We start from the raw sequence: 26301 nt of genomic DNA, 5'->3' as shown, positions 1-26301 counted from the left end.
TCAGCTCCACAGCCGGTCGTGGCTCGACTCCCGGTCCCAGTGCGTCGTTTCGGCGAAGAACGCGGGATCGCGCGGGTCGAGGTGGCGGCGCAGCAGCTCCTCGTTGACCTCCCCGAACCCGAGGCCCGGTGTGTCCGGCACCGTGATGTGGCCGTCCCGGATCAGCGGGGCGGTGACGAGGTCGCTCCAGAACTCCACGTCGGCCGCGTGGTGTTCGAGGGCGAGGAAGTTCTCCGTGGCGGCGGCCAGGTGCACGCACGCCATCGTCGCGATCGGTGACGCCGCCAGGTGCAGTGCCATCGCGATCCCGCGCTCCTGCGCGTAGTCGCCGAGCCGCTTGGTCTCCGCGATCCCGCCCGCCGTCGCCGGGTCGGGGTGCACGACGCTGATGGCGCCGGCGTCCAGCAGCGGCCGGAAGCCGTCGAGCAGGTAGATGTCCTCGCCCGTGCACGTCGGGACGGCGACGGCCTCGGTGAGCCGCCGCCACTGGTCGGTCAGCTGCCAGGGGATCAGGTCCTCGATCCACGCCAGGGTGAACGGTTCCAGCGCGCGGCCGATCCGGATGCCCGAGTCGAGGGCGATGTGGCCGAAGTGGTCGGCGGCGAGCGCGACGTCGTAGCCGACGACCGAGCGCACGATGTCCACATAGGACACCAGGTGGTCGACACCCCTGGCGGTGACCTGGATGCCGGTGAACGGGTGCATCGTCGTCACGTCCTCGCGGGCACCCGGCGGCGCGATCAGCGCCCCCGGCACGTCCCACAGCAGGTCGACGCCCACGTCCATCTTCAGCATCGTGAACCCGCGCTGCTTGCGCTCGAGCAGCCGAGCACCCATCGCGTGCGGGTCCGGCAGCGACGGCGTGTCGGCGTAGCAGCGGATCTCGTCCCGGAACCGGCCTCCGATCAGCGCGTACGCGGGCACGCCGTACGCCTTGCCGGCCAGGTCCATCAACGCCATCTCGACACCGGAGACCCCGCCGCCCTGCCGGCCGTGGAACCCGAACTGCTTGATCTTGCGGAAGATCTTGTCGAGGTTGCACGGATTTTCGCCGACCAGCCTGCTCTTGAGCATCAGCGCGTAAGTGGCGCTGGCCCCGTCCCGCACCTCCCCGTAGCCGACGAGTCCCTGGTTGGTGTCGATCCGGATGAGCGACGAGCGGAACGGCACGCCGGCCAGGGTGGCCACCCGCAGGTCGGTGATGAGCAGCTTGCTCGGCCGCGAGGCCGTCTCGACGTACTCCTCCGTGATCTCGCTCATCCCTTCACCGCCCCCGCGGTGAGGCCCTCGGTCAGGAACCGCTGCCCGAACCCGTACATGAGCACGACCGGGATGCTGACCAGCAGCGAGGCCGCGGCCAGCTGCCCCTGCGGCACGACGTCACCGAAGATCATCGACTGCATGCCGACGGGCAGCGTCTTGTACTCGTCCTTGGTGATGAACACGAAGGCGAACAGGAACTCGTTCCACGCGTTGGTGAGCGTGAACAGCGCGACCGCGAGCAGGCCCGGCTTGGCCAGCGGCAGCACGATCCGGCGGAACGCCCCGAACCGCGTGCAGCCGTCGACCAGTGCGGCCTCCTCGAGGTCGGCGGGGATCGACTTGAAGTAGCCGACGAGCAGCCACGTCGCGAAGGGCAGGGTGAACGTCGGGTAGGCGAGCACGAGCGACCAGAGCGAGTCGTTGAGCCCGATCCCGCTCATCAGCTGGTACAGCGGGATGAACAGCAGCGCGCCCGGCATCACGTAGGTGAGCAGGATCGTCACCGTGAAGCTTTCCGAACCCCGGAACTTCAGCCGTGCCAGCGCGTAGCCGGCCAGCGCCGCGCAGACCAGGGCGATCACGGTGGACGCCACCGACACCAGGATCGTGTTTACGTACCAGGTGCCGAACGCCCGTCCCTCGAACAGGTTGGTGAACTGCTCGGTGCTCCAGGGCGTCGGCCAGAGGTCGTCGGTGCGCGCGACGATCTGGTCGTCGGACTTGAAGGCCGTGACCGTCATCCAGTAGAGCGGGGCGAGCACGAAGCCCAGCAGGGCCACGAGCGCGACCCCCGAGCCGGTGGCGCCGACCACGCGGGCGGCCAGCCGGTTGCCCCGGATGGCGAGCACCGAGACGACCCGGCCGACGACGGCCGCGAGCACCACGAACACGCCCAGCACGAGCGCGGCCTTCCAAACGATGTGCGGTGACGCCCAGACCAGCACGAGCACCGAGCCCGCGACGATCACCCACGGCATCGCCCGGCGCTGGGCGGGAGTCAGCCGCCGACGCCCCAGGTCCGCGGCGCCCGGCTGGTCGCTGCGCCGCATCATCCGCACGAGGATCACCACGAGGATCGCGATGATCGGCAGCATCACCAGCGTGACCGCGGCGCCCGCACCCGGCTGCAGCTGCTGGATGGCCTTCGAGTAGGCCACCATCACGTACGGGGCGGTGGCGTCCCCCGGCCCGCCCTGGGTCATCAGCCAGATCAGGTCGAAGTTGTTGAACGTCCAGATCGACGACAGCAGCACCGTCACGATCATGACCGGCCGCAGCCCCGGCAGCGTGATGTGCACGAAGCGCTGCCACGGCGAGGCGCCGTCCACCATCGCCGCCTCGTGGAGCCCGCTGTCGATGGCCTTGAGCCCGGCGAGGAACGTCACCGTGAAGAACGGGACGCCCTTCCAGACGTTGACCAGGATGACCGCCGGCATGGCGAGCGCGGGATCGGACAGCCATTCCGCGGGCCACTTGTCGACGAGCCCGATCGTGGCGAGGAACGGACCGATCCCGGAGTCGGTGAGCAGGACGTTGACGCTGCCGAAGATCGGGTCGAGCAGCGACCGCCACGTGAACGCCGTGACGACCGTCGGGATCACCCACGGCAGCAGGATGATCCCGGCGAGGATCGCCCGGCCGCGGCGCATGTGGTGCAGCATCAACGCCGCGATGAGCCCGAGGACCACCTTGAAGATCTCGGCGTACGCGGTGAAGACGAACGAGTTGAGCACGCCCTTGTGGAACAGGGCGTCGCCGATGAGCGCGGTGTAGTTGCCCAGCCCGGCGAAGACCGTGTCCGCGCCGTGGCGTTCGGTGGCGCTGGTGAAGATCGAGCTGATGATCGGGACCAGGATCAGGCCGGCGACCAGCAGCAGCGTCGGCCCGATGAACAGCGCGGCGAGGCGCCAGTCGCGCCCGAGCCGCCGCTGCGTGCGCGTGAGCGAGGACGACCCGCCCGGCGCCGGGCGGGCCGGCGCCGTCGGTGTCGTCTTCGGACGCAGGACGGTCATTGCCGGTAGCCCTGTTGCTCGAAGATCTGCACGATCCGGGCGTGGGTCGTGGCGACGGCCTCGGCCGGCTTGGTGCCCTGGATGACCGACTGCATCATGTCGGTCAGCAGGTAGGCGGCGACGGCGGCCTGCTCGCCGGGGCTCGGGGCCTGGGGGAACGCGAAGCCGGTCTTGGTCTTCACCGGGAGCACCGCGCGGGTCTGCTCGCGCAGCGCGGCGAAGGCCGGATCACCGGTGGTGTAGTACGGATCGGAGTCCCACACCTTGTCCCACGAGGGATTGACCAGGCACGGGGCTTCCTTCGCGACCCCGAGCAGCGCGGTCCCGCCGGCCATGAACTTCGCCACCAGCTTGGCGAGGTCGGGGTTCTTCGCCCCCTTGAACACGACGAACGAGTTGGACTCGCCGTACGCGAGCGGCCGCTCGAGCGCCGGCCCGCTGGCGCCGTTGAACACGTGCGTGTTGGCGTAGACCGGGTTCTTCTTGGTCTTCGAGTCGGCGTAGACGCTGAACTGGTTGAGCGTGAGCCCGAGGATCTGGGCCAGCCAGTTCTCGTTGTTGCTCGAGTCGGTCCAGCTGCCGATCCCGGGTGGCAGCATCGGCGCGTACTTCGGGTTCGTGTAGATGTCGCCGATGAACGCGACGGCTTCGACGGTCTCCGGCGAGTTGAACGTCACCTTCGTGCCGGTGTTGTCCGCGATCGCCCCGCCGTAGGTGTTGATGACGTTCGTGATGAAGCCGTTGGCGTCGCCGGAGCGGTTCACCGTGAGCCCCCAGCCGAAGCGCCGCTTCGCCGGGTCGGAGACCGCCAATGCGTTGTCGCGCAGCTCTTCCCACGAGTAGTACGGCTTGAGCGGGAGGCCTTTTTCCTGGTACCAGTCCTTGCGCAGGTACATCCCGGTCGCGATGAAGTGGTAGGGGATCGCGAACCAGCGGCCGTCGAACACGCAGTAGTTGTTCGCCTCCGTCGCGGGGTCCCCGTAAAGCGCTTTCATGTCGTTGACGACGTCGGTGACGTCGGTCAGGGCGCCGAGGTTGTGGAGCTGGCCGACGAACCGCCGGTCGCTCAGGAACGCCAGATCGCGGTTGGTGCCCGCCTTCACCTCGGCGTCCATCTTCGCGACCATGTCCCCGGCGTCGCCGGAGACCAGGTCGTTGCGGATCGTGGTGCCGGTGGCCTGCGCGAACACCTGCAGCGACTTGTCCAGTGCCTTGTTGGCGGCCTCCGAGTACAGCTTCTGCGAGAGCATCCCCGCCGACCCGCCGCGGAGCGCGGCTGCCTGGTCGAGCAACGCCTTGGGCACCTGGACGTCGACCTGCGGTGCCGGTGCGGGGCCGCTCCCGCACCCGGCGAGACCGAGCACGCCCAGCGCGCTCACCCCCGCGCTCATCCCGAGGAACGTGCGCCTCGACAGGTCAGTTTTCTCTTCCATGACAAACTCCTCGTACCGACGGGGCGACGGTGCAACCGGCGGGGACAGCGAAGCGAGTGCCACGCTGCGGGTCGTTCATGCGGCGAAGGACGCCGTACTGCTGATGCGTTGGCCTGGCAGCCCGTCGAACAGCCCGGTCGCGCCGCGGGGCCGCCACAGCGGTACCGGGCCCGCGCCGGGCACGGGGTCGAGCGCCAGTGCGGCCGCCCGTTCCGCGGAGTCGAGCGCCCGCTGGACGACCATCGCGTTGGCCACGCTCTGGGCGACGCTGCCGACCGGCCGCGCTCCGAACTGCACGGCATCGGCGAAGTCGACGAGCTCCGCGCGGTAGCCGTTGTCGCTGCCGCGGAAGACCGTCGTGTGGGCGGTGGCGTCGGAACCGCTGCGCGTCACGCTGCGCTCCGACTCGGATCCGGCGAGCACGAGGACGCCCTCGGTGCCGTACAGCCGCATGTCGTTGGGTTCGGGCGGGAGCGGGATTTCGGGGTAGGACGCGGTGTAGTTGCCGATGGCGCCTCCGGTGAAGACGAGGTTGAGCGCGAGGTCCGACGGTGCGTCGATCGTGCTGTTGGCCGTCTGCACGGCGCCGTGCACCCGCGCGATGTCGCCGCAGAGCAGCCGGATCTGGGCGATGTGGTGCACGCCGAAGTCGAGGTGCACCCCGCCGCGGTACTGCGGCCGGTGCCGCCACGGCGTGCCGCTGAACCCGCCCTCGCGGGGCACCACCCGGCCGGCGTGCCGCCACGCCATCAGGTGCGGGCGGCCGATCGCACCGCTGTCGAGCAAGGCGCGGGCGTAGCGCAGGTCGTCGCGGTAGAAGTAGTTCTCACCCATCACGAAGGTGCGGTCCGGATGCCCGGCCGCCAGGGCGAGGAAGGCCGCGGCCTGCTCCGCGTCGCCGCCGGCCGGCTTCTCGCAGAGCACGTCCTTGCCTGCCGCGAGCGCGTCGCGCGCCACCTCGTACAGGTGCGGGATCGGCACCGAAATCAGCACGGCATCGACGTCGTCGCGGGCCAGCAGCGCGGCCCGGTCGGCGGCGGCCCGGGCCGGATCGGTCCCGCTGTAGCGGGCGAACCTCGCGCTCTGCTCGGCGGCGGAGTCGGTGAACGCGGTGACCGTGAACCGGTCGGTGAGCGTGCGCAACGCCGGCCAGTGCAGCTTTTCCACCGCGAGCCCGGTGCCGATCAGCCCCAGCCGGATCGGCGGGATCGCGGATGCTGCCATGCCTCGTCCGTCCTCGTCATCGGTTCCGGAGCTCGGTCGTGCAGGAGGTACTAACGCCGCTTGGCGGCCCGCTTGCTTCGCTGCTCCTTCTCCGCGAGGAGCGTGGAGTAGTTGTTGCTCAAGTGCTTGCGCATCGCCGCGCGGGCGCCCGAAGGGTCGCGCGCCACGAGCGCTTCGTAGATCTCCGTGTGCTGGGCGGTGGCGCGGTGCAACCCGGCCGGGGCCTCGTTGGTGAGGCGCCGGCTCGCCGTGCCCAGCCAGCGCGCGGAGTACATGATCCGGTCGAGGATGCGGTTGTCGGCCGCCCGGCAGATCTCCATGTGGAACTCGTGGTCGACCTCGAGGTAGGCCTCGGGATCCGCCTCGAGCGCCGACATCCGCTCGATCTCTTTCCCCAGCCGGGCCAGCGTTTCGTCGGTGATGCCGGTGGCGGCCATCGCGGCGAGTTCGGGCTCGAGCAGTACGCGCATCTGGTGCAGTTCCTGCAGCAGCTCGTCGACGATCTCCGTGGGCAGCCACTCGATCAGCAACGGGTTCAGGTAGTCCCATTCCGCGCGGGGGCGCACGACGACGCGGCGGCCCTGCGCGACGTCGACGATGTCGAGCGAGGCGAGGATCTTGAGCGTTTCCCGCGCCACCACGCGGGAAACGCCGAACTCCTGGGAGATCTCGAGCTCCGACGGCGCCCGGCCGTCTTCGATTTCGCCGTTGACGATGCGCCGGGTCAGGTGGGCCGCCACCTGCACCGGAAGAGTCCGGACCTTGACAGCGTCCGGAGACTCTTGTCTCCTTGGCATGTCATCAGCTTATAGGACAAGTTCGACATCGCGACAGACCCCGTTCTTCGGCACTACGCAGCGGCAGGAGAGCAATGCGGATCGTGAACGTCACGACGGCGGTGGTGGCCTACCACGGTCAGGCCACGCTGGTGCGGATCGACACCGACGAGGGCCTCAGCGGGTTCGGGGAAGCGAATCCCGACGCCGGCGCGGGCGCCGTCGTCGGGATGATCGACTCCCTGACGCCGCTCCTGATCGGCGAAGACCCGCGCAACGTCGAGCGGTGCTGGGAGAAACTGCGCCGCAGCAAGGTCTTCGCGGGTGCGCAGAGCGGCGTGTTCGTGATCGCGCTGTCCGGGATCGAGCTCGCGCTGTGGGACCTCGCGGGCAAGGCCGCGGGCCAGCCGGTGTACCGGTTGCTGGGCGGGAAGTTCCGCGACCGGATCCGCCTCTACGCCGACTGCGGTGACGGCGACGACCCGGCGGGCTCGATCGCCGGGTGCGTCGACCGGGCCCAGCGGATGGTCGCCGAAGGCTTCACCGCCATCAAGTTCGACATCGACAACCTGCGCCACCCGGCCAAGTTCGACGATTTCAACCACACGATCAACGCCGCGGAGCTGCGTTCGATGGTCGAGCGCGTGGCCGCCGTCCGGGAGGCGATCGGGCCGGACGTCGACCTGGCCATCGACCTGCACGCCCGCTACGACGTGCCGAGCGCGTGCCGGATTGCGCAGGAGCTCGAGCCGTTCCACCTGATGTGGCTGGAAGAACCGCTGCCGGCGGAGAACGTGGACGCGCTGGTGCGGGTGCGGGAGCAGACCCGCACGCCGATCTGCGCGGGCGAGAACCTCTACCTGCGCTGGGGATTCCGCGAGCTGCTCGAACGCGGCGCGGTGGACGTCATCGAGCCGGACGTGCCGAAGTGCGGTGGCCTCGCGGAGGCCAAAAAGATCGCCAACCTCGCGGAGCTGCACTACATTCCGTTCGCACCACACCTGGTGTCGACACCACTGGGCACGATGGCCACCTCACACCAATGTGGAGCGATCCCCAACTTCCTCGTCCAGGAATGGCACGCCCTCGAGGAGCGCGAGGTGTGGGACAGCTACGTCCACGCCCCCGACGGCAGCGGCTCGATCGTGAAGGACGGGTACATCACGCTCCCCGACACTCCCGGCATCGGGGTGGAGCTCGACATGGACGGCGTCCGGGCCCACGCTGTCGAGGGGTACGGAGTGTTCGAATAAGGGGGAGCCGGTCCGATGTCGACGGTCGATGAGCTGGAGGCCGGGCTCGCCGGGCTGGTGTCGGCCAGGGTGACGGCCTTCAGCAGGACGGTGAACATCGCCGAAGTCGGCTTCACCCGCGACGGCGTCGAAACCTGGCTGCACGCGCAGTGCCCGTTCCGGGTGACCCGCGGCGAGGCGACCTGGTTCGGCACGGTGGACATGGCTTACCCCGCGACGGCCGATGCCGATCCGGACGAGGCCTACCGGACCAACGAGACGATGTTCGACAAACGCGCGCGTCAGGTCAGCGAGCGTTTCCGGTCCGTGGCGTACGTCGTCGAAACGGCGACCTTGGGGCGCGCAGGGATGGTGACGCTGACGCTCACCGGTTCCGTCGTGATCGAGGTCTTTCCGGCCTGCGGTGGTCCGATCGAGCAATGGCGCCTGTTCGAGCGGGGTTCCGGCACCCACTACGTGTTCCCGGATGCCGCGGACCGCTGACTCGCCCGGTCGGCGGGCGGGGCCTCAGGGTTCGTGCCGGGTGAGTCCGGCCGCGGTCAGGGTCAGGTGCCGCACCAGGGCCTCGGCCGCGGCGTCGGCGTCGCGGGCCAGCGCCGCTTCCTCCAGCCGGCGGTGCTCGCCCGCGTGGTCGCGGCCGGGCGTGCGGTGCGCCGACCAGCGGCGGGCCAGCTCGCTCGCGGTCCACATCCGGTCGAAGGTCTCCAGCAGGACCGGGTTGCCGCACCCTTCCAGCAGCGTGCGGTGGAAGACCCGGTGGGCTTCCGACCAGGCCGCGCTGTAGTACGCGCCCTCGCCCGGCTCGACCGGCGGAGTGCGGGCCAGGCGGTGGTGGGCCGCGCGGACGCGGGCTTCCCAGTCGATGTCGCCGCGGTCGACGGACAGGCGCAGCAGGACCGGTTCGATGGTCCGGCGCGCCTCCATGACCTCCTGCCACCGGCGGTCGGAGAAGGCCGGGACGGCGAAGCCGCGGTTGGGCAGCCGGTCGGCGAGGCCGTCGCCGACCATCCGCACGAGCGCCTCGCGCACGACAGCCAGGCTCACGCCCTGCCGCCCGGCGAGGTCCTGCGGTTTGAGCGCCTCGCCGGGTTCGTGGTCGCCGCGCATGATCGCGTCCTTCAGGTGCTCGTAGACCTGCTCGGAGAGCATCTGCTTCTTCGACGAGGGGGAGGTGCGGGCCGGCTCGGGCATGGTGTCAGCATAGACGATCGAGAAGATAATCGATTATCTATGTTATCGTCGATCTGTCAGATCGGCTTGAAAGGAAGCACGCGATGAGCGCCAACGACCCGTTCGCCCGCCTCCCCGAGGTGGCATCCTTCGCGGTCACCAGCAAGACCGTCACCGACGGCGCCGCTTGGCCACCCGAGCAGTTCTCCGGCATCTTCGGCGTCCCCGGCGGGCAGGACACCTCCCCGCAGCTGTCCTGGAGCGGCGCCCCGGAAGGCACCAAGAGCTACGCCGTCACCGTCTACGACCCCGACGCCCCCACCGGATCCGGGTTCTGGCACTGGGCGGTCGCCGGCATCCCCGCCACCGTCACCGAACTGCCCGAGGGTGCCGGCGACGACACCGGCTCGGGCCTGCCCGAGGGTGCCTTCCAGTTGCCCAACGACGCCCGCGCGGCCCGCTTCATCGGCGCCGCCCCGCCGGCCGGGCACGGCCCGCACCGCTACTTCGTCGTGGTGCACGCCCTCGACGTCGAGTCCGTCGAGGTCCCGCGCGACGCCACGCCGGCGTTCCTCGGCTTCACGATGTCCTCGCACACCCTCGGCCGCGCGGTCTTGACCGCCACGGCGGAAACGCCTCGCACGGAAGAAAACCGCGAACGGATCGAGGTTTCCCGGCTCATCCCCGCTCCCGCCGACGCCGTCTTCGCGGTGCTGACGGACCCCAAGGGCCACGTCGACATCGACGCGTCGGGCATGCTCATCGACGCCGAAGGGGAGCGGGTCGAGCAGCCCGGCGACCGGTTCCTGGTCCACATGGACCGGGAAGCCCTCGGCGACGTCCCCCTGGGCAAGTACGACGTCGAAGTGGTCATCACCAAGCTCGTTCCGGACGAGGAGATCGCCTGGACCGTCGAAGGCCGCGTCCGGCCGCACGCCCGGCACGTCTACGGCTACCGGCTGGAGCCGGCCGAGACCGGCACCTTGGTCACGTCGTACTACGACTGGTCGGAAATCAGCGAGGAGTGGAAGGAGCGCATCACCTTCCCGGTGGTCCCCGAGTCGGCGCTGAAGGCCACGCTCGGAATCCTCGAGCGCACCGTCCGGCGCCGGGCGATTTCGGCGGCTTTGCCGGTTCCTCCCCCCGGTGACGCTCGGTAGACTCGCGGGCGGAAGGACGCAGGTGGTGTCCAGGAACGGGCGGTGCCGGCTACGCCGGGTCGTTCAGGTTCCGTTGCAGGTGCTGGTGCCGGAACTGGTAGACCGCTCCGTACTGGCAGCACGCCGCGGTCGCGGGCATCGTCCAGGAACCTGAACAGCCGCCACGGCAGCTCGCCGCGTGCGGCAAGCACGAGCCGGGTGACGGTGAATCTGGCGTACGCGCTGAACAACATCCACGCGGCGGCATAACCGAGGGCGATCCGGACCGCTTAGGCGAAGCCCAGCACGGCGAACACCGCCGCGATCGCGAGCATGGTTCCGGTCCCGGCCAGGACCACCTTCCGGTCCGCGTGGAAGGTTCCGCCGGGGCTCGTCGGACGCTTGAGATCAGCGAGCACCACCATGCCGTCGCTGCGGCCGTGGCGTTGCCGGTGCCACAGCCTGCGTCCGGACCACCAGACCAGAAACCCGCCGCCGAGTACGAGCGTCGTCAGCGTCAGTGCCGCGCGGAGGTTGAGCACGAGTCCGGTCGCGATGCTCCGGCCGGCGATCAGCAGCGCGAGTACGCCGACCACGAGCAAGAGCGTGCTCCCCAGCATTTTCACGAAGTCGCGCAATTCGGCGCGCACCTTGTGCGCTGAGCTGTCGAACGCGTGCGGGGTTTCGATGTCGGCCACGTTGAAGTAGGCCAGGTACCACGAGTTGCCGGCGACCAGCCCGACCGCAGCGGCGGCCGCCAACCCGGGCACGACGCCGACTGCGCTGAGCAGCCCGAAGCCCAGCACGGCGCCCGCCACGACCCGACAGGTGGGAGCGACCCACGGGAGGGAACGATCGAGCTGCCACCATGCGATGTCCGCTGCCCCGGTCGACGCGAGGGTGTGGGCGAGGTGCTCCAGCCAGCGCTGCACGGTGCTGTGGTGCACTCGGGCGAAGGCCACGTGGGGGCGGCGACCGGGGTAGTCCGGATAGACCCCGCGGACGAGGTGCTGCATCAAGTGAGCCTCGATCGAGTCCAAGTCCGGGAAGCGCATCCGGTCCCACAGGTCACCGGGATCGCGGCCGAGTTCCTGGTGGATCACGCGGATCAGCCACACCACGAGCGGTGTCGGTGCGGGCTCCGCACGCAGCCGGGCGAACAGCGGGGCCAAGCGGGACGAGCCATGGGGCACGGTCTCGGCCAGGTACTCTTCGACATCCTCGCGGTCGAGCGGCAGCAGTTCGGCATGGGTGGCGCGCGCCAGCCCGATACCCGCTGTGTCCAGTTCGCGGTACTTGGCCAAGCCGCACGTGACGATCAGCGGAATCGACGACCCGAGACGGTTGAGCGCCGCGATCGCCTCGGCCCTCAGGTCCTCCGCGATCGTCTCCAGGCCGTCGAGGACGGGCAGCACCAGGCCCACCTCCAGCAGCGCGGACGCCAGCGTGATGCGCGTCCCGTCGACCCAACGCACGGTCCGGCCCAGCCGGTGGTCGCGGGCCCGTCGGCGAGCGAGCCAGTCGAACGCGTGCAGCTCGCCTGGGTGCCAGTCGGTGACCGGGACCAGCACCGGCACCGGGTCGCCCCTGGTCCGCCCGCCCAGCAGATCGGACACGAGCCGGATCGCCGATACGCTCTTGCCGGATCCTGGGCGGTCGAGCACGAGCAGCCGCCGGGACGGCACGTCCCGGCGGAAGAACGGTCCGAGCCGATCGAATTCGCCGTCATCAGCGCGCCATCGGGCGGCGAGCGGGCGCGGGTCGTCCAGGCCGAGCCGCCTGGACTCACCTCGCCACAAGTCGGCGACCGCGCCCGCGAGGCCCTCCGCGGCCTCGACCAGTACTCGGCTCAGGTCCGCGCTCAGCACCGCCGAGCGGAACAGCCCGTCTCGTTCCGTGATCGCCGGATCGGCGAGTGGTCCCAGTTCCGGCTGGATGCGGCGGGGCTGCCCGGTCAGCACCCGCAGCAACTCGTCGAGTTGCTCAGGGACTGCGTATCGGGTCGCGGAATAGGGCTGGAGGAAGGCCGGCAGGTCGTCAGCGGAGCAGCCGGGTAGTACGACCGGAAGGATCTTGGCCAGCCACTGAGCCCGGTCCGCGGCCAGGTGCTCGCGCAGCATCGCGAGTTGGAACCGGGCGTGGTCGTGCGGACCGTCCTCCGATGTGGCCAACCGCTTGTACTCGGGCGAGCCGATCGCGAGCACGAAGTCGCCGTGCTCGATCTGGTCCACCGCCCATTCGAGCCAGTCCCGCCGCTGATCGCGCTCCCAAAGATCCAGGCGCACGTCGATGCCCAGTTCGCCGCGCAGTTGTTCAGCGAACCGAACGAAAGTGTCGGTGTGTCCGCCAGAGTCACCGGCGTACGAGACGAACACCCGGGGACATCGCGTGGGCGGCACGTCGACCGATTCTAGTGCCGCCGCATGGGGTCGGGCGGGACCCCGGACTTCCGCCGCGGACTGCAGCTGCCCAAAGCCCCTGGCACGATCCCGCCGAGCCGCAGTGTGCACCTGTCCGGTTCAGCGGTTTCCGTTGCGGAAGACCTCGAGCAATCGGATCGTCAGCTCCTCGGCGACCACGTCGGGGTGCCCGACGACCTCGTCCCAGCGCAGCCGTTCGTCCGCCGGGAGCCGGATCCGATCCCGCTGGTGTGGCGACGTCTGCACGCTGGTGCGGTTTGTGTCACCAATGGAGCCTTCCCAGACCAATGTGGCCGGCTCGATACCGATCGTCGGCACTACGTACGGCGGGTGGGGTATGTCCAATTCGGCGAGGAGGGCCAGCAATCCGGTAACGCGGCCTGCGGCGTCGTTCGCGTCCAGGACGTAGCCGATCTTGGCTTTCGGCAACGGTAGCCATGCGCTGCATTGGCCGCTGCGGAGTACCGCTACGCCAGAACCCGCTAGGCCATCTGTGGTTGCAACGACTGCGGTCTGGTCCGATCGAGGAGTCACCCCGTCGGTGTCGGCGAACAGGCCGTGGCCGCGGCCCAGCGAAGCCAGTGTGGTGGCGACTCGGCGGAGCCGGCCGGCCGGCAACGGGTCGCCACCATCGGGCACGATGTGGAGTTCCACCATCGCGGCACGCTGCGCGCCCCAACGATCGCCGAGCAGGGTCGCACGCCAGGTCACGGCGATCGGCTGCGGCAACACCGACCAGTGTGGTGATGGCACAGGCGGCTCGGCGGCCCGAGCGAACGCCGAGGGCGGCAGCGTGGATGGCAGCGGCGGAAGGTTCGGCACGGCGCCGAGTGGCGGCCGGACTCGGCGGGGTTGTCTGGTAAGCGTCCGCAGCAGATCGTCGATGCCTACGTCGGTCAACTCGCTGATGACGTAGTGGTCGGCGCTGAAGGGCTGCAAGAAGAGGGGGATCTCGCCGATGTTGTGGCCGGGGAGCACCACAGGCAGCAGCTTGCGAGTCCAGGCAGGGCGGTCGTGGTGAAGCTGGTCGCGGATCACCACGACCTCGGACTGCGCGCCCGGGTTGTTCGTCGTGGCGATCAGGCCATCGCCGACCCGCTGGTAGTCGAGCGACGCGACGATGATCACGAAGTCGCTGTTCATGATGTGCCCGAGCGCCCAGGAGCCCCAGTCCTTGCGGACGGGGTCGGCCCACTGGTCGAGGATGACATCGATACCCTTCCTGGTGAGTAGTTCTGCCAGCGTGAGCACCGCGTCTTTGTGGTCCTCCGAGTCGTGGGCGTAGGAGATGAACGCCTTCGGTGCCTGTGCGGGGCCCCTGTCGTCGCCGGTCTGGGCGCCGTTGGCCGGTAGACCAGGTCCAATGGGCATGAGTTGGTCGTCGCCCTTCTGTGGCAAACCGGCCAGTACTGCGGTGGCCGAAGCGATACCGAGGTCGCGGGTCGCCGGTCAAGCGGTCCGTGCGGCCGATTCTATCGAGACTGTCACTCAGGTCCCGTTCGCGATGATGGCTTCACCGTCGGATCCGATTGATCCCGGCTACCTCAGATCCATCCATACCGCTACCGAGGCGACGACTGCTATCACGCCACTCGGCAGTCAAACCAGGATTCAGCCGCATTCGATGCAGTATCGTTCACAATATGACGCTTCTCATTCTTGCCGGGTCGGAGGTTTCGTACCGCCGGTGAAGAAGCAACGCGTCGTCGATCTGGACAGCGCTGTGCGATCCCCGGTGTCCGGCTTGTCCAGCCGGTAGTATCGCGGACATGTCTTCGGCGGTGCTGGCAACTCTCATCGCGCAATCCGCAGCCAAAGCCGTCGGCGGCATGGCGGTCCGAGCGTCGGCACCCGCGTGGAAAGCTGCGGCGAAGGGGCTCCGTCCCGCTCCGGCGCCGGTCAGGCAGTCGGTGAGCTGGCGAGATGTCAAGCTCGTGCGCGCCCAGCAGGCCGCGATCTCCACGTACCTGCAAGGACGTCTGTGCACCGGCCTGCTGGAGATATTTGCCTATCTGGAGATGACCGGAGAAGGCCCGGACACGGCGGAAGAGTGCACCCGGCTGGGGGAGAGCTTCGTCCGGGAGCTCGTGGACAAGCTCGATCTTCCCGATGCGCAGGGAAAACGGATCGCCGATTCGCTCTGGTCTGAGCTGTGCGCTTGCGTGCGCCTGCAGCTCGAGGAACTGCGTGAAGAGAATGTCTTCACCTTCGATGATTTCCTCTACGCGACAAGCCTTCGCAACCTCGGCGGGAGCCCGCCCGCCGAGTCCTCACTGGCGTCCGCGGTATCCGAGCGATGGGCTCTTTCGGGCCAGCGGCAACGGGCTTCCGCTGCCCATGCCGCCGTTCGCGTGATCCGCCAGGCGATGCGAACGCGATACGCCATGATGGTGATGCCGCACTCGCGTGATGACCACCGAGTCCCCATCGAGCAGATCTACGTCGCCCGCTTGCTGAATCCGCGACCCCACTTCCGAATGGTCAAGTCCCGTCGAGCGCGCCCCGGCGCAGACGAACGATCGGATACCGGCGGCCCGGCAGAGGCCGTCGAGGACTTCGCGGCCGCAGCTGCGAAGGACCTGGCGCCGCTGGCGGAGTCCGAGATGGCAGACCGGCGTTTCGTCGTCGTCGGCCACCCCGGGGCCGGCAAGAGCACCTTCATCCGCAACCTGCTCCATCGTGTCGCCTCGCGCCAGGATGACGAGACGCCGATCGCGCCGATGGTCGTCGAACTCAAGGACCATCAGGCGCCGACCACCTCGTACCTCACCATCTTGGCCGACACCCTGCGCGTCGTGGCGCAGGCCGAGTTCGGTGCCGACACCATCCGGGACATCCTTTTCCTGGGACTCGGCGTGATCGTTTTCGACGGCCTCGACGAGATCGCCGACATCGACATGCGGCGTTCGACGGTCGCCGGGATCGAGGAGTTCTGCCGACGCTATCCGCTCGTCACGGTAGTGGTGACTTCCCGCGAGGAGGGCTACCTCCGCGCCCGTCTCGACCCGGCGCTCTTCCCGGTCTACTACCTCCCCGACTTCACGGACGAGCAGTTGGAACTGTACGTTCAGCGCTGGTTTCGGATCGTCGCTCAGCCGAGGCACTTCGAGCCCGGCGACCGGGTGCGGAACTTCCTCGAGGACAGCGTGCACGTCGAGGACCTGCGGACCAACCCGCTGATGTTGTCGCTGCTGTGCATGATCTACGAGTACGACGGATTCATCCCGGAAAACCGGCCGCAGGTGTATGAAGAATGCGCCGAGCTGCTCTTCGAACGATGGGACCGGATGCGCCGCGTACCTATTTCGTTCAAGTCGAACACCAAGACGCGGTACTTGATCCAAGAGCTCGCGTACAACTTCTTCAACCAGGGAAGCGTGCAGAGCGGACTTCCCGAAGGAAGGCTGAAACAGAACATCAAGGACTACTTCGAGCGCAACGTCGTCGACGACGCCGAGTCCGCTTCCCTACAGGCTCAAGACTTCCTGGACTTCTGCGCCGGGCGGGCTTGGCTGCTGGCACAGACCGGAACCTCCGAACGCGGGGAACGGCTCTTTGGATTCACCCACCGCACTTTCCTCGAGTACTTCGCCGCGTGTTTCATCGTCCGCCACTGCAACAGTGCACGCGACATCATCGGCATGATCCGGCCGCTGATCCAGTTCAACACCAGCGAAGTGGTGCCCCAGATTGCGATCCAGCAGTTCGACGCACGACGCGCCGACGGCATCGACGACTGTCTGGAGATGCTCGTGCTCGACCGGCCGGATGCCGACCGTCGCGTCCAGGTCGAGTTCGCTCTGCGTTCGCTGCGGTTCATGCGCTCGAGCCCGAGAGTGCTCGATCGGCTCTACACGGCCGCGATTCTGCTCTACACCAGAACCAGGGACACCCAGCTGCTGGCGCTGCTGCTCTCCTGTCCGCCGGACACCTTCCCGACAGCTCGGCGGAGTTGCCGGGCGATCCTGACCGGGAACGTCGCCGTGAACGCCGAGTGCGGCGCCGCCATCGTCGACGAGTTGTTCCAGGTGGTCGCCGACGGAGCGGTGCCCGCCGAACTGGCTCGCCGCCTGGAGTCCCAGCCGGACGCGCTGGCCGGGACCGTGGTCGGCCTCGCACCGAGGATCGCCTCTTCCCATCCGGGCGTGGTCGTTGAGCTGTGCCGTCGTGACCTGTTGCCGATGGAGCGGTACGTCGAAGCCATGGGAGCTCGTGGGCTGTTGTCGGTGCAGCTGCACGGCACGCCCGATGAGACACCAGGTCCGCTGGTGGACCTGCTCCGGCGATTCTTCTCTGCCGGTGAGCTCGATCCGGATCTCCATGACATGCTCGCGCGGATCGCCGAGTCGCCAGCCTACGTGCTCCCGCTCCGCTGGCTCGTGTTGATGGAGCTTGCCGACATCGGCAGGCTGTCCGAGGCATCCGCGCTCTCCGGATCGTTCGGGCACGGCGAGCCCGAATCCGAGATCACCCCGCTGTCGGCCGAGATGCGCCCCATGTTCGACGACAAGTCGGCGCTGGCCGAGCTGCTCGCCTCGGACGAGGTGTCGGACGAGACGACTCCCGCAGCGCTTGAGCAGCGGGCGCCGTTCGAGCCGGCAGCCGTGCGCCGCCAGTTCCCGATCGGACGGGACCTTCCCCGTCGTCGACCGGGTTCTACCTGCTCTTCCTGGCGACGATGCTCGCCGCCTACGAACGTGCCCCGTGGCTCGGTGAGAGCCGGTCAGGCACGTGGCACATGATCGGCTCTCGCTTACCCGGGTTCAGCGATCTCATGATCCCTCTCACCCGAGTGGACAAGGCCGGGCAGCTGACGCTGAGTCGTGACGAGCTGGGAGCCTGCGTCATCCGGTTCGCCGCGACGCTGAACTGCAGTCCGGACTGGCTCGCCTGGTTCGACGTGTGGAAAAAGGAGGAGGCCGAAGCCTTCGTTCGCCACTGAGTGGCAGATTCGGTCCCGCCGCGTCGCCGTTGTTCTGGCGCCGCAGGGCCTCGGCGACGATCTCGTCCTTGGACCGCCGGCGGCTGTAGATGGTCTCCTTCGAAGCCCGAGCCCTGGCCGCGATCGCGTCGACACTCAGGCGATCGAAACCGACCTCACCGATCAGCTCCAGCGCGATCGCCAAAATGGCGTTCTCGCGGCTGCGACCCCCGGCTCGGAGACTTGCTCACCCGGGACGGGCTGCCGGAGTCGTTCGATGAAGTCATGACGGCACTGTAAATGAGCGGCTTCGATGCGCCGCTCGGTCCGTTCCGATGCCATGCACGGCGACCGGTTGCGGCGGCACGACCTCGCCGTTCTCGACGCAAAGTCGCCGGAACCCCGGCCGCCGGGCCCGTTCGAGTGGGATACTTCGCCGGTGATGGGGGAGGGACGTCGATGAGACCTGGCGAGGGGATCGCCCTGATGGTGTTCGGGGCTCTCGGCGTCGTGATGGTGTTCATCAGGTTCCGGTGGCGCGAGAAGTTCGCCCGCATCGGCCGGGTCCCGCCGCCGGACCCGGCCCACGCAAGCCAGTTCGCTGCGCTGCAGGACGAGGACTACGACCTCGTCCTGCGGTGCGGAGCCAAGGTGAACCTCCTCAACGTGAAGTCGCCGTACGCCAGCCTGCTGGTCAGCCGCGGCCAGGCCGAGCTGCGCGTCCGCGGCGCCGAACCGATCCGCATCGCCCGCGCCGAGGTGACCGGCCTGTGGTGGGTGCGCGCCCCGTTCGGCCGAGCTTTCGGATTCCGCACGGCGTCGGGCCGGCTGGACAAGGTGACGGTCTGGCCCCCGGGCCAAACCGAGAGCCGCCTGGCCGAGCTCGGCTGGCACTGAAGACGGTCGACCACGGCGGCGGCGCGTGAAGGCCCAGCGCCGGTCCACCCCGAACGCGCTCTCCTGTCGCAGACCGGGCAGTCATGGCTCCGGGTTCGAGTCCGACAGACGCCGCCACACTCGGCGCCCGACCGGCGGTCGCGGTAAGCGAGCGCGTACGCCCTCGGGAACCGGCGCTCCGGCTGCTACGGCCTCGACGTACTCCTTGGCCCCTTGCGCTCCGAGATCGGGCGCGGCCGCCCGCACCAGCCGGAGCGCGTCGAGGCGATGACCGGAATCGAGCAGTTCGGCGACCCGAGACCGCAGCGGGTCATCGCGATCGAGCCCGCGAACCTGCTCGAGGTAGTCCTCGATCCACTCGCCGTCCTCGAGATCGATGGTCGCGTGCACCATGTGCAGGCTGCCGTCCACCCCATCGACCAGGAAGGGCCCGTGGCCCACCACCATGTCGAGGAATGCCCGGGTGCGCACGTAACGCTCGCTTTGGCTGCTGACCACCCAGCCAAGCCGGTGTGGGTCGACGTGCGTGACCACCATCTTCGGCCCGCCCGCAGCCGGCCACCCGGCCAGATGGCGCTCCACGACCTGGACGGCCCACGCCTTCGACACCATGTCAACAGGCTAGGGGAGAAGGCAGCGGGTGCCGTCGCGCCGAGCCCGCGACGACGCCGTGGCTCCACGGGAAACTTGATCTTCGTCAGCAGTTGGTCACGCGCCGGATCACGAGTTCTCGCGTCCCACCCACAACAATCCGCCGACCAGCCCCAATCCGCCGACGACCACCAGGCCGAGGGCCACGTACAGCCAGCCACGGCCGAGTTGACCACCGACCGCGACCACCATGACCGCGAAACCGGGCGGCAACCACGGCCGCCGCAGCGCCACCGCCAGTACCGACCGGGCAGCCCGGCGCAGCGTGCCCATCAATCTCCCATCGACTGGAACGATCGACACTCCTACCATGGTTGGTTCGGCCACGGGGAGGGGTGGTGACATGACCCGAGGCGGCTCACGTCGTGTTCCCGGCTCCGGAAGGGTCCGGAGAAAGCCCCGCCGCTGCCGGTACGACGACTCCATCGTCACCCGGACCGGCCAGGAGAAGGGCAAGTTCCTCTGCCGCCAGTGCGGCAGCGTGCTCGACTACTCGGAAACGAAGAGAGCGTGAATGCCGACACCTTCGCTGCCTGACGCGGCGCTCGGTGTCGCGGGCAAAATCGGCCGGAACTTCAGTGTTGTGACCGTGGTGCCGTCGCTGTACTTCACCCTGTGGGTCTACGCCCTGTACGCGAGCGGCGCCTGGACCCACGAGCCGAGTCTCGGCAAGCTACGTGACGCCTTCGCCGGCTGGTCCCTGGCCGGAGCCGCCTGGCTGGTGCTCGCCACGGTCCTGGTGGGGCTGTTCATCCACCCGCTCCAGTTCCCGACGGTGCAGCTGCTCGAAGGGTACTGGGGTCCATCGCGGCTGGCTCGCGCCGCCGTGAAACTACGCACGGCGCATTACCGGGGCAAGGCACAGAGGATCGAAAACCGGCTCGAGGAGCACGGGGACGGTCTCCAGGACAAGCTGATCGACCACCTCGGAGCGGGAGCCGACAAACTCAGTACCGACGAGTGGCAGCGCGAGATGGACAAATACCTCCTCGAGGAGGCAGACGAAGAGGCTTTGTCGCACGCCCTCGCCGAGGACGTCTACGCCAAGGCGAAGAGCCGGTTCCCGGGACGAGCCCGCATGATGCCGACGCGGCTCGGGAACGCATTGCGGGCCGTGGAGGACAGGGCGGGGCGTCAGTACGGGTTGGACGCGATCACCGTGGCACCGCACCTCGCGCTCATCGCGCCCGAGAGCCACGTCGCGTACCTGCAGGACTCGCGGGAGCAGCTCGATCTCGCGGTCCGGCTGTGCTCGGTGTCGCTGCTGGCCACGGTCATCACGGTGCCGGCCGTGCTCACGGACGGGTTGTGGCTCTTGCTCGCACTCATCCCTTACACGCTCGCTTACGTCGCCTATCGTGCGGCGGTCTCGGCAGCCGATGAGTTCATGACCGCCGTGTCGACGATCATCGATCTCGACCGGCTCGCGTTGTATCGGCACCTCGGACTGAGCCGGCCGCAAACCACCCACCAGGAGCGTCGCAGGAACGCGAAGTTGATGCTGCTGCTCCAGAACGAACCGGCGGATCAGGCCGAGCCTGAGGTTTCGCTGACCTATGCGCCCGAGGAATCACCGGACAAGGCACCCCGCGAATGAGCGCGGGCGGCAATGAGCCGCCTCGATCGACGGTTCTCTGTAACGCCCGCTTCCGAGCTACAGATACTCAAGCCCGTGAGCGAAACCGGCCCTGCCCCCAGTGAGCTGCCGTGACCGATCTGCGCGCGGCGGGTTCGCGGGCGGTTCTCATCGGTACCGGGTGCGCGACCGGGGGTTCCGGTGCGGCCGGCCTCGCCGGTGTCCCGGCCGTTGCGGCGACGGTCACCGACCTCGCCACCACGCTCGTCGACCGGTGCGGGATGACCGCCGGCAACGTCCGGGTCGTCCTCGATCCGGCTCTGCCGTTCGGTGTCGGGGAAGCGCTGGCCGAGGAGACGCGGCGCGCGGAAGACGCGCTGCTGATCTACTTCTGCGGTCACGGGCTGGTCAGCCTCGACGGCAACCTCTACCTGGCCACCGCCGCCACTGACAGCCGTCCCGGGTACCTGACGCACACCGCCGTCGCCTACGCGCAGGTGCGTGACGCCGTGCTGGAAAGCCCGGCGCGCGTCAAGATCGTCATCCTGGACTGCTGCTACTCCGGGCGCGCCTTCGCGACGCTGGGGGACACGGCCGGGCCCGAGGCGACCGGCCTCTCGCGCATCCACGGCGGGTACGTGCTGACCGCCGCCGGCGCGAACGAGGCCGCGCTCGCACCGCCGGGGGACCGGCACACCGCGTTCGGCGGCGCGCTGATCCGGCTGCTGACCGAAGGCGACCCGGACGGCCCGCGGGAGCTGACCCTGCAGCACGCGTACGCCCACCTGCGGGAAATGCTGCCCGCGCGCGGCTTTCCGCGGCCTCGCCGCCTGGCGACCGAGGCGGCCGACGGGTTCGTCCTCGCGATCAACCCGGCGTTCCGGCTCACCGACGCCGACCTCGGGACCGAACCGGCCGGCACCGGCGGCGAGGACAGCTGCCCCTACCGCGGGCTCGCCGCGTTCGACACCGGGGACTCGGCGTGGTTCTTCGGCCGGGCCGACGAGACGCGCACGTTGCTCGACCGGGTCGCGAAGGCGCGACCGGGCGACCCGCCGCTCACCCTGGTCGGCCCGTCGGGCGTGGGCAAGTCCTCGCTGCTGCGCGCCGGCGTCGCGTTCGGCGCCGCCCACGCCGTGGAACCGCGTCTCCCGATCGTGTTCACCCCGGGGCCGCGGCCGCTGAGCGCTCTGTACGAAGCCTTGGCCGACCGCGGAACGGGGCCGATCCTGCTGGTCGTCGACCAGCTCGAGGAGATCTTCACCGAATGCGCCGACCGCCAGGAACGCGACAGCTTCGTCGCGGCCCTCACCGCCGGGCCGGAGGGCGAGGGGCTGCTGGGCGACGCCGTCGTACTGCTCGGCCTGCGGGCGGACTTCTACCGCCACTGCCTGACCTACTCCGGGCTGCGCCGCGCGCTGGAGACCGGCCAGGTACTGCTCGGCCCGCTCTCCGGCGCCGAGCTCGCGACCGCGGTCCAGGCGCCCGCCGCGGCCGCCGGGCTGACCCTGCAGGCCGGGCTGGTGCAGATCGTGCTCCAGGACGTGCACGACCAGGCCGAGGCCCTCGCGGCGGACAAGGGCACGGAGCTCGACCTGCAGCAGGGCGAGGTGCTTCCGCTGCTCTCGCACGCACTGCGGGAAACGTGGGAACGCCGCCAGGGCAGCCTGCTGACCGTCACCGGGTACGCGAACTCCGGCCGGGTCGCCCGCGCGGTGGAGACCTCGGCCGAGCGCGTGCACGACGCCCTCGACGAGCCGGGCCGCGTGGTGCTCCGCGCGCTCGCGCTGCGGCTGGCCGCGGTGCAGCAGGGCATGGCCATCACCCGCCAGCTGGTGGCCCGGGACACGCTGGTCGACGACGTCGCGCCGGACACCCGGCCTGTCGCCGAAGGCATCCTGGACGCGCTGGTCGCGAGCGGACTGGTCGTGACCGACGGGGACGCGGTCGGCCTGGCGCATTCCGCCGTCCTGCGGGCGTGGCCGCGGCTGCGGACGTGGCTGGAGGACAGCCGCCAGTCGCTGCTGGTGCGCCGCCGGCTGGCCACGGCGGCCGAGCGCTGGCACGACGAGCACCAGCGGCAGCGCCTGCTGTACCGGGGCACCCAGCTGACCGTCGCCGCCGAGCTGGCCGAGCAGGGGGACACGCCGCTGCCCGCGCGGTCACGGGCGTTCCTCGAGGCGAGCACGGCCCGCCGGCGCCGGTCCCGCCGGGTGTCCGCGCTCGCCGCGGCCGTTCTCGTCGTCACTTCGGTGGTGGTCTACGGAATTGCCGTGCGCGGCGAGGGATGTCCGTCCGGCCTGCAGTCCTCCAGCAGTGTCACCTTCGGCGACGAATGCGTCGGCGTGACGGCCGGGAGCTACGTGTTCCGGCCGGAGCTGGCCGCGGTCGAGCACCGGATCGCCGAGGAGAACGCCCGTGTCGAGTCCGGCGGTGGCCCGGCGGTCACGGTGGCCCTCATGGCCCCGTTCCCGGTGGGCAACGGGAACAGCGTGTTCTCCCTCGATTCGATCCGGCACCAGCTGGAAGGTGCCTACGCCGCGCAGGTGGCCGCCAATCGGCTCACCCCTGAGGTCCGGCTGGTGCTGGCCAACGAAGGCGCGTCGGAAGGCGCGTGGGAACCGGTGGCCGGCCGGCTGGCGGGGATGACGTCCGGCGCGGCGCCGCTGGTGGGCGTGATCGGCATGGGCGTCAGCTCGCCGGAGACCCTGCAGGGTGTCCGCGCGCTCGGGGGCAAGGGCGTGCCCGTGGTGGCCTCGCTCGTCACGGCTGACGACTTCGACGAGGAACCGTTGAACCTGCTCCGGGTCCGGCCGCCCAACGCTCAGCTGGCCGCCGTCATCGCCCGGTACATCCGGGACCGGAACTTCAGGGGCAAGGCCGTGCTGGTCGGCGACACCGACTCCGGCAACCTCTACGCCCAGTCGCTTCGGCAAGACCTCAAGGACCGGGTCGGCCCCACCGTGGAGTCGATGACCGTCCACGGCTACGTCGGCTCGCACGGCTCGAGGTCGGCCACCTTTCCCAATGTCGTGCGCGGCTTTTGCGACACTCGCCCCGAGCTGGTGTTCTTCACCGGGAGTCAGGGCGATCTCGCCGGTTTCCTCGACACGGTCGCGGCGTTCGACTGCGGCCCGATCGAAGTGGTCGCCGTGGAACCCGGAGACGTACTCCTCGACAGGGACCGGCGCGCCCGGCTTGCGGCTGCGGGTGTCGCCGTCACCGCGTTCATCCCGGCGGGGTGGGCAGCGCCGTCCGGGCCGGCACCCGAGAACCCGGCGCGCTATCAGCGGTACCGGGACGACTTCGCCGAGGCCGGGTTCGACCCGGCGGGCGCCGCGGCCGCAGAGGCCGTGTCGACGCACGACGCCCTGATGACGCTGGTCACCGCGGTCTACGCGACGCGGCCGGCCGGACCGGCGAGCCCGGCGGCCGTGACCGCCCAGCTGAGCAACCTCCACGGCCCGTTGTCGGTGCCGGGAGCCGAAGAGGACCTCGACTTCGGCCCGCACGGCGTCCCGGCGCGCAAGGCGGTCGGGATCGTCCGGTACGCCGACGGGAAGCCGCCGCAAACGATCGACGTCGCCCACACAGAGTAGGAGCCCAAGTGGACCTGACCATCCGGATCACCGCCGACGACGCCGTCGCGGAACTCGGTTCCCTGAACGACTGGCTGTCCGCCGACGAGGACCTCCGCGGCCGCGTCCACGTGCTCGCCGCGGCCGGCGAGCCGGGCACCCTCGCCGGCGGGCTTCCGGAGGCGCTGGCCGTGGCGCTCGCGCCGGGCGGCGTCGCGACCGCGGTCGCGACGGTGCTCGTCACCTGGATCCGGCACCGGACGGGCTCGGTGAAGATCACCGGCACCCGTGCGGACGGCTCGGCGTTCGACCTCGAAGCCACGCACGTGCGGAACCTCGACGCGGCCGCGGTGCGGGAGTTGACCGCCGAGATCGCCGGCGCTCCCGAGTGATGGCAGGTCCGGTGGAGGGCCAGGAGGCAGGCTCGGTGCGCCATACTCGCGGGGTGACCCCAGCCGTGGAGCTCGGAGCGGGACGACAGCAGCTGTTCGGCCTGGCCTACCGGCTGCTGGGAGCCGCGGACGAGGCCGAGGATGCGGTCGAAGACGCGTACCGGTCCTGGAAACGACCGGGCTCCGAGGTGACTGCGTACGCGCGAGAATCGCTGACGGCGGTCGTCACGCGGCTCTGCCTCGTCCGGCTGCGCGCCGTCCGGGCCGGCCGTGAAGGCTACTGCGGTCCGTGGCTGCCTGCGCCGGTCCTGACCGACGCGCTCGGCCCGCTGCCCACGGCCGAGCAGCGGGACTCGGTCTCCCTCGCGGTGCTGGTCTTGCTCGAACGCCGGACGCCGCACGAGCGCGCGGTGTTCGTGCTGCGCACCGCTTTCGGGTACCGGTATCGCGCCATCGCGGAGATCCTGGAGCTCTCCCCGGGGAACTGCCGCCAGCTCTACCACCGCACGACGCAGCACCTGGCGAGCCGGAGGCCGCCCCGCCAACCGGACCGCGGCGAGCGCGTGCGGCTGTCCGGGCGGTTCCTCGCCGCAATCAGAGCCGGGGAGCTGGGTGCGCTCGAAGCGGTTTTGGCGCAGGACGTCACACTCTGGGCGGATGGTGTCCGCCGTGTCGCCACCGCGCCTCGTCCGGTCGCGGGAAGGGCGGAGGTGGCCCGTTTCCTCGTCGCGGCCTTCCGGCGGATCGCGGTGCCGGTCAGGTTCGGGTTCGCCGAGGTCAACGCGGGTACGGCGATCCTCGCGCTGGCCGGTGGAACACTGCTGGCCGTGGTGGCGGTGGAGATCGAGAACGGCCGGATCGCCGGTCTGCGGATCGTGGCCAAGCCGGAGAAGCTGTCGTCCGTGGCCCACGGGTTGTCCGCACGCCCGGAGGCGGGTTGCCCCTCCGGGGAGTCCCCGGCGAGGCGCTCGGCTCAGTAGCTTCGCGAACTGCGGTGAATCTGCCGTGCGCGAGAATCAGAAGCACGGCCGATCTCATTTCTGCCTCAGCAGACGTGTCGCGACCGTTCTGTCGTGTCAACCGCTTTCCGAATTTGCCAACGGACGGCGAATTGCAGCTGAGTCGATATCTCGATCACTCGAACTGATTAACTTTGCCGGTAACAGCCGGGGCAGGTCAGTCGTCTTTGGTGGGGTGTGCAATCGGCGAAGGGATCTGATGTGAAACGAAGACTCTCGGTTTTCGGTGCGGCACTGGTGATGCTGCTGGGTGGCATGCTCGGCGGCCAAAGTGCCGCGCAGGCGACGACGTTCGGCTGGGTCTACATCTCGTTCCCGACGTGGCTGGGCAACTGCGAAAGCGGCGGCAAGGTCACCGGAATCGTCGCGGCGACCGACTACTGGTCGACCAACTGGGACTGGGGTGACGACCTCGTCTACGGAAAGGTCGCTCTCGGTCAGCGCAACCACGTCAACGCCACGGTCTACTGCAACAAGGGGCCGGGCTACTACCGGTACGTCTTCCGGGACGACGTCGTACCCACTCGCAACAACCAGACGCTGTGGGTCGGCGCGGCCGGCTGGACGCGCAACTAGC

21 protein-coding genes and 1 pseudogene are annotated in these 26301 nt (G+C 69.4%); 11 read left to right on the top strand and 11 right to left on the bottom strand.

Annotated elements, in window-relative coordinates; all coding sequences use genetic code 11:
* The 5 genes from QSK39_RS46385 to QSK39_RS46365 all read right to left on the bottom strand — a co-directional run bounded on the left by QSK39_RS46385 (position 1) and on the right by QSK39_RS46365 (position 6729).
* Positions 1-1260, bottom strand: a complete 1260-nt coding sequence (locus tag QSK39_RS46385) for a mandelate racemase/muconate lactonizing enzyme family protein (RefSeq protein ID WP_285484207.1) — start codon at positions 1258-1260, stop codon at positions 1-3.
* Positions 1257-3275, bottom strand: coding sequence for an ABC transporter permease (locus QSK39_RS46380; protein ID WP_285484206.1), 2019 nt, complete (start codon positions 3273-3275; stop codon positions 1257-1259). Before QSK39_RS46380 ends, QSK39_RS46385 begins: the two co-directional genes overlap by 4 nt.
* The gene (locus QSK39_RS46375) at positions 3272-4708 is read right to left on the bottom strand and encodes an extracellular solute-binding protein (RefSeq protein WP_285484205.1); all 1437 of its coding nucleotides are present in this window, start codon (positions 4706-4708) and stop codon (positions 3272-3274) included. Before QSK39_RS46375 ends, QSK39_RS46380 begins: the two co-directional genes overlap by 4 nt.
* 75 nt (positions 4709-4783) lie before the next feature.
* Positions 4784-5932 carry a Gfo/Idh/MocA family protein gene (locus tag QSK39_RS46370; protein WP_285484204.1) on the bottom strand — a complete coding sequence of 383 codons (1149 nt, stop codon included), beginning with the start codon at positions 5930-5932 and terminating at the stop codon, positions 4784-4786.
* Between the two features lie 50 nt (positions 5933-5982).
* On the bottom strand, positions 5983-6729 hold the full coding sequence (locus tag QSK39_RS46365; protein ID WP_285484203.1) for a FadR/GntR family transcriptional regulator: 747 nt from the start codon (positions 6727-6729) through the stop codon (positions 5983-5985).
* A gap of 74 nt (positions 6730-6803) precedes the next feature.
* Between QSK39_RS46365 and QSK39_RS46360 the strand changes: the two genes are divergently transcribed.
* Both QSK39_RS46360 and QSK39_RS46355 read left to right on the top strand, forming a co-directional pair.
* Positions 6804-7961 (top strand): mandelate racemase/muconate lactonizing enzyme family protein, encoded by a 1158-nt coding sequence (locus tag QSK39_RS46360; protein ID WP_285484202.1) that lies wholly within the window; start codon positions 6804-6806, stop codon positions 7959-7961.
* Positions 7962-8051: 90 nt separating this feature from the next.
* A complete protein-coding gene (locus QSK39_RS46355; RefSeq protein ID WP_285484201.1) occupies positions 8052-8444 on the top strand; it encodes a hypothetical protein in 393 nt (130 codons plus the stop codon).
* Positions 8445-8468: 24 nt separating this feature from the next.
* Here QSK39_RS46355 and QSK39_RS46350 read toward each other — a convergent pair whose 3' ends face one another.
* Positions 8469-9110 (bottom strand): GntR family transcriptional regulator, encoded by a 642-nt coding sequence (locus QSK39_RS46350; protein ID WP_285484358.1) that lies wholly within the window; start codon positions 9108-9110, stop codon positions 8469-8471.
* 125 nt (positions 9111-9235) lie between these two features.
* Here QSK39_RS46350 and QSK39_RS46345 point away from each other — a divergent pair, with 125 nt between their 5' ends.
* Positions 9236-10291: a YbhB/YbcL family Raf kinase inhibitor-like protein gene (locus QSK39_RS46345; RefSeq protein ID WP_285484200.1), complete on the top strand. Its 1056-nt coding sequence runs from the start codon at positions 9236-9238 to the stop codon at positions 10289-10291.
* A gap of 269 nt (positions 10292-10560) precedes the next feature.
* On the opposite strand, the gene QSK39_RS46340 is transcribed toward QSK39_RS46345, so the two are convergent.
* The gene (locus QSK39_RS46340) at positions 10561-12645 is read right to left on the bottom strand and encodes an SEFIR domain-containing protein (RefSeq protein WP_285484199.1); all 2085 of its coding nucleotides are present in this window, start codon (positions 12643-12645) and stop codon (positions 10561-10563) included.
* A 144-nt stretch (positions 12646-12789) separates the two neighbouring features.
* Positions 12790-14061, bottom strand: coding sequence for an SEFIR domain-containing protein (locus QSK39_RS46335; RefSeq protein WP_285484198.1), 1272 nt, complete (start codon positions 14059-14061; stop codon positions 12790-12792).
* A 398-nt stretch (positions 14062-14459) separates the two neighbouring features.
* On the opposite strand from QSK39_RS46335, the gene QSK39_RS46330 reads away from it, so the two are divergent.
* Positions 14460-17432 (top strand): NACHT domain-containing protein, encoded by a 2973-nt coding sequence (locus QSK39_RS46330; protein WP_285484197.1) that lies wholly within the window; start codon positions 14460-14462, stop codon positions 17430-17432.
* 32 nt (positions 17433-17464) lie between these two features.
* A complete protein-coding gene (locus tag QSK39_RS46325; protein ID WP_285484196.1) occupies positions 17465-17632 on the top strand; it encodes a hypothetical protein in 168 nt (55 codons plus the stop codon).
* A gap of 58 nt (positions 17633-17690) precedes the next feature.
* On the opposite strand, the pseudogene QSK39_RS53210 reads toward QSK39_RS46325, so the two are convergent.
* Positions 17691-17816: pseudogene (locus QSK39_RS53210) on the bottom strand (helix-turn-helix domain-containing protein); the annotation flags it as partial.
* Between the two features lie 254 nt (positions 17817-18070).
* Here QSK39_RS53210 and QSK39_RS46320 point away from each other — a divergent pair.
* Complete coding sequence (locus QSK39_RS46320) at positions 18071-18508, top strand: hypothetical protein (protein ID WP_285484195.1); 438 nt, start codon at positions 18071-18073, stop codon at positions 18506-18508.
* Positions 18509-18589: 81 nt separating this feature from the next.
* Here QSK39_RS46320 and QSK39_RS46315 read toward each other — a convergent pair whose 3' ends face one another.
* The gene (locus QSK39_RS46315; RefSeq protein ID WP_285484194.1) at positions 18590-19120 is read right to left on the bottom strand and encodes a YrhB domain-containing protein; all 531 of its coding nucleotides are present in this window, start codon (positions 19118-19120) and stop codon (positions 18590-18592) included.
* Positions 19121-19228: 108 nt separating this feature from the next.
* Positions 19229-19432 (bottom strand): hypothetical protein, encoded by a 204-nt coding sequence (locus tag QSK39_RS46310; RefSeq protein ID WP_285484193.1) that lies wholly within the window; start codon positions 19430-19432, stop codon positions 19229-19231.
* 241 nt (positions 19433-19673) lie between these two features.
* Here QSK39_RS46310 and QSK39_RS46305 point away from each other — a divergent pair, with 241 nt between their 5' ends.
* The 5 genes from QSK39_RS46305 to QSK39_RS46285 all read left to right on the top strand — a co-directional run bounded on the left by QSK39_RS46305 (position 19674) and on the right by QSK39_RS46285 (position 26300).
* On the top strand, positions 19674-20756 hold the full coding sequence (locus tag QSK39_RS46305; protein ID WP_285484192.1) for a hypothetical protein: 1083 nt from the start codon (positions 19674-19676) through the stop codon (positions 20754-20756).
* Positions 20757-20866: 110 nt separating this feature from the next.
* Positions 20867-24334: a caspase, EACC1-associated type gene (locus QSK39_RS46300; protein WP_285484191.1), complete on the top strand. Its 3468-nt coding sequence runs from the start codon at positions 20867-20869 to the stop codon at positions 24332-24334.
* Positions 24335-24342: 8 nt separating this feature from the next.
* A complete protein-coding gene (locus QSK39_RS46295; protein WP_285484190.1) occupies positions 24343-24705 on the top strand; it encodes an effector-associated constant component EACC1 in 363 nt (120 codons plus the stop codon).
* Between the two features lie 53 nt (positions 24706-24758).
* On the top strand, positions 24759-25685 hold the full coding sequence (locus QSK39_RS46290; protein ID WP_285484189.1) for a sigma factor-like helix-turn-helix DNA-binding protein: 927 nt from the start codon (positions 24759-24761) through the stop codon (positions 25683-25685).
* 240 nt (positions 25686-25925) lie between these two features.
* Positions 25926-26300: a hypothetical protein gene (locus QSK39_RS46285; RefSeq protein WP_285484188.1), complete on the top strand. Its 375-nt coding sequence runs from the start codon at positions 25926-25928 to the stop codon at positions 26298-26300.
* Position 26301: the final 1 nt, after the last annotated feature.

Origin of the sequence: Amycolatopsis sp. NBRC 101858, assembly GCF_030269325.1 — a bacterium.
Lineage (GTDB): Bacteria > Actinomycetota > Actinomycetes > Mycobacteriales > Pseudonocardiaceae > Amycolatopsis > Amycolatopsis ponsaeliensis.
Note: the sequence above shows the minus strand (reverse complement) of the source record. Positions and strands in the feature narration are given on the sequence as shown.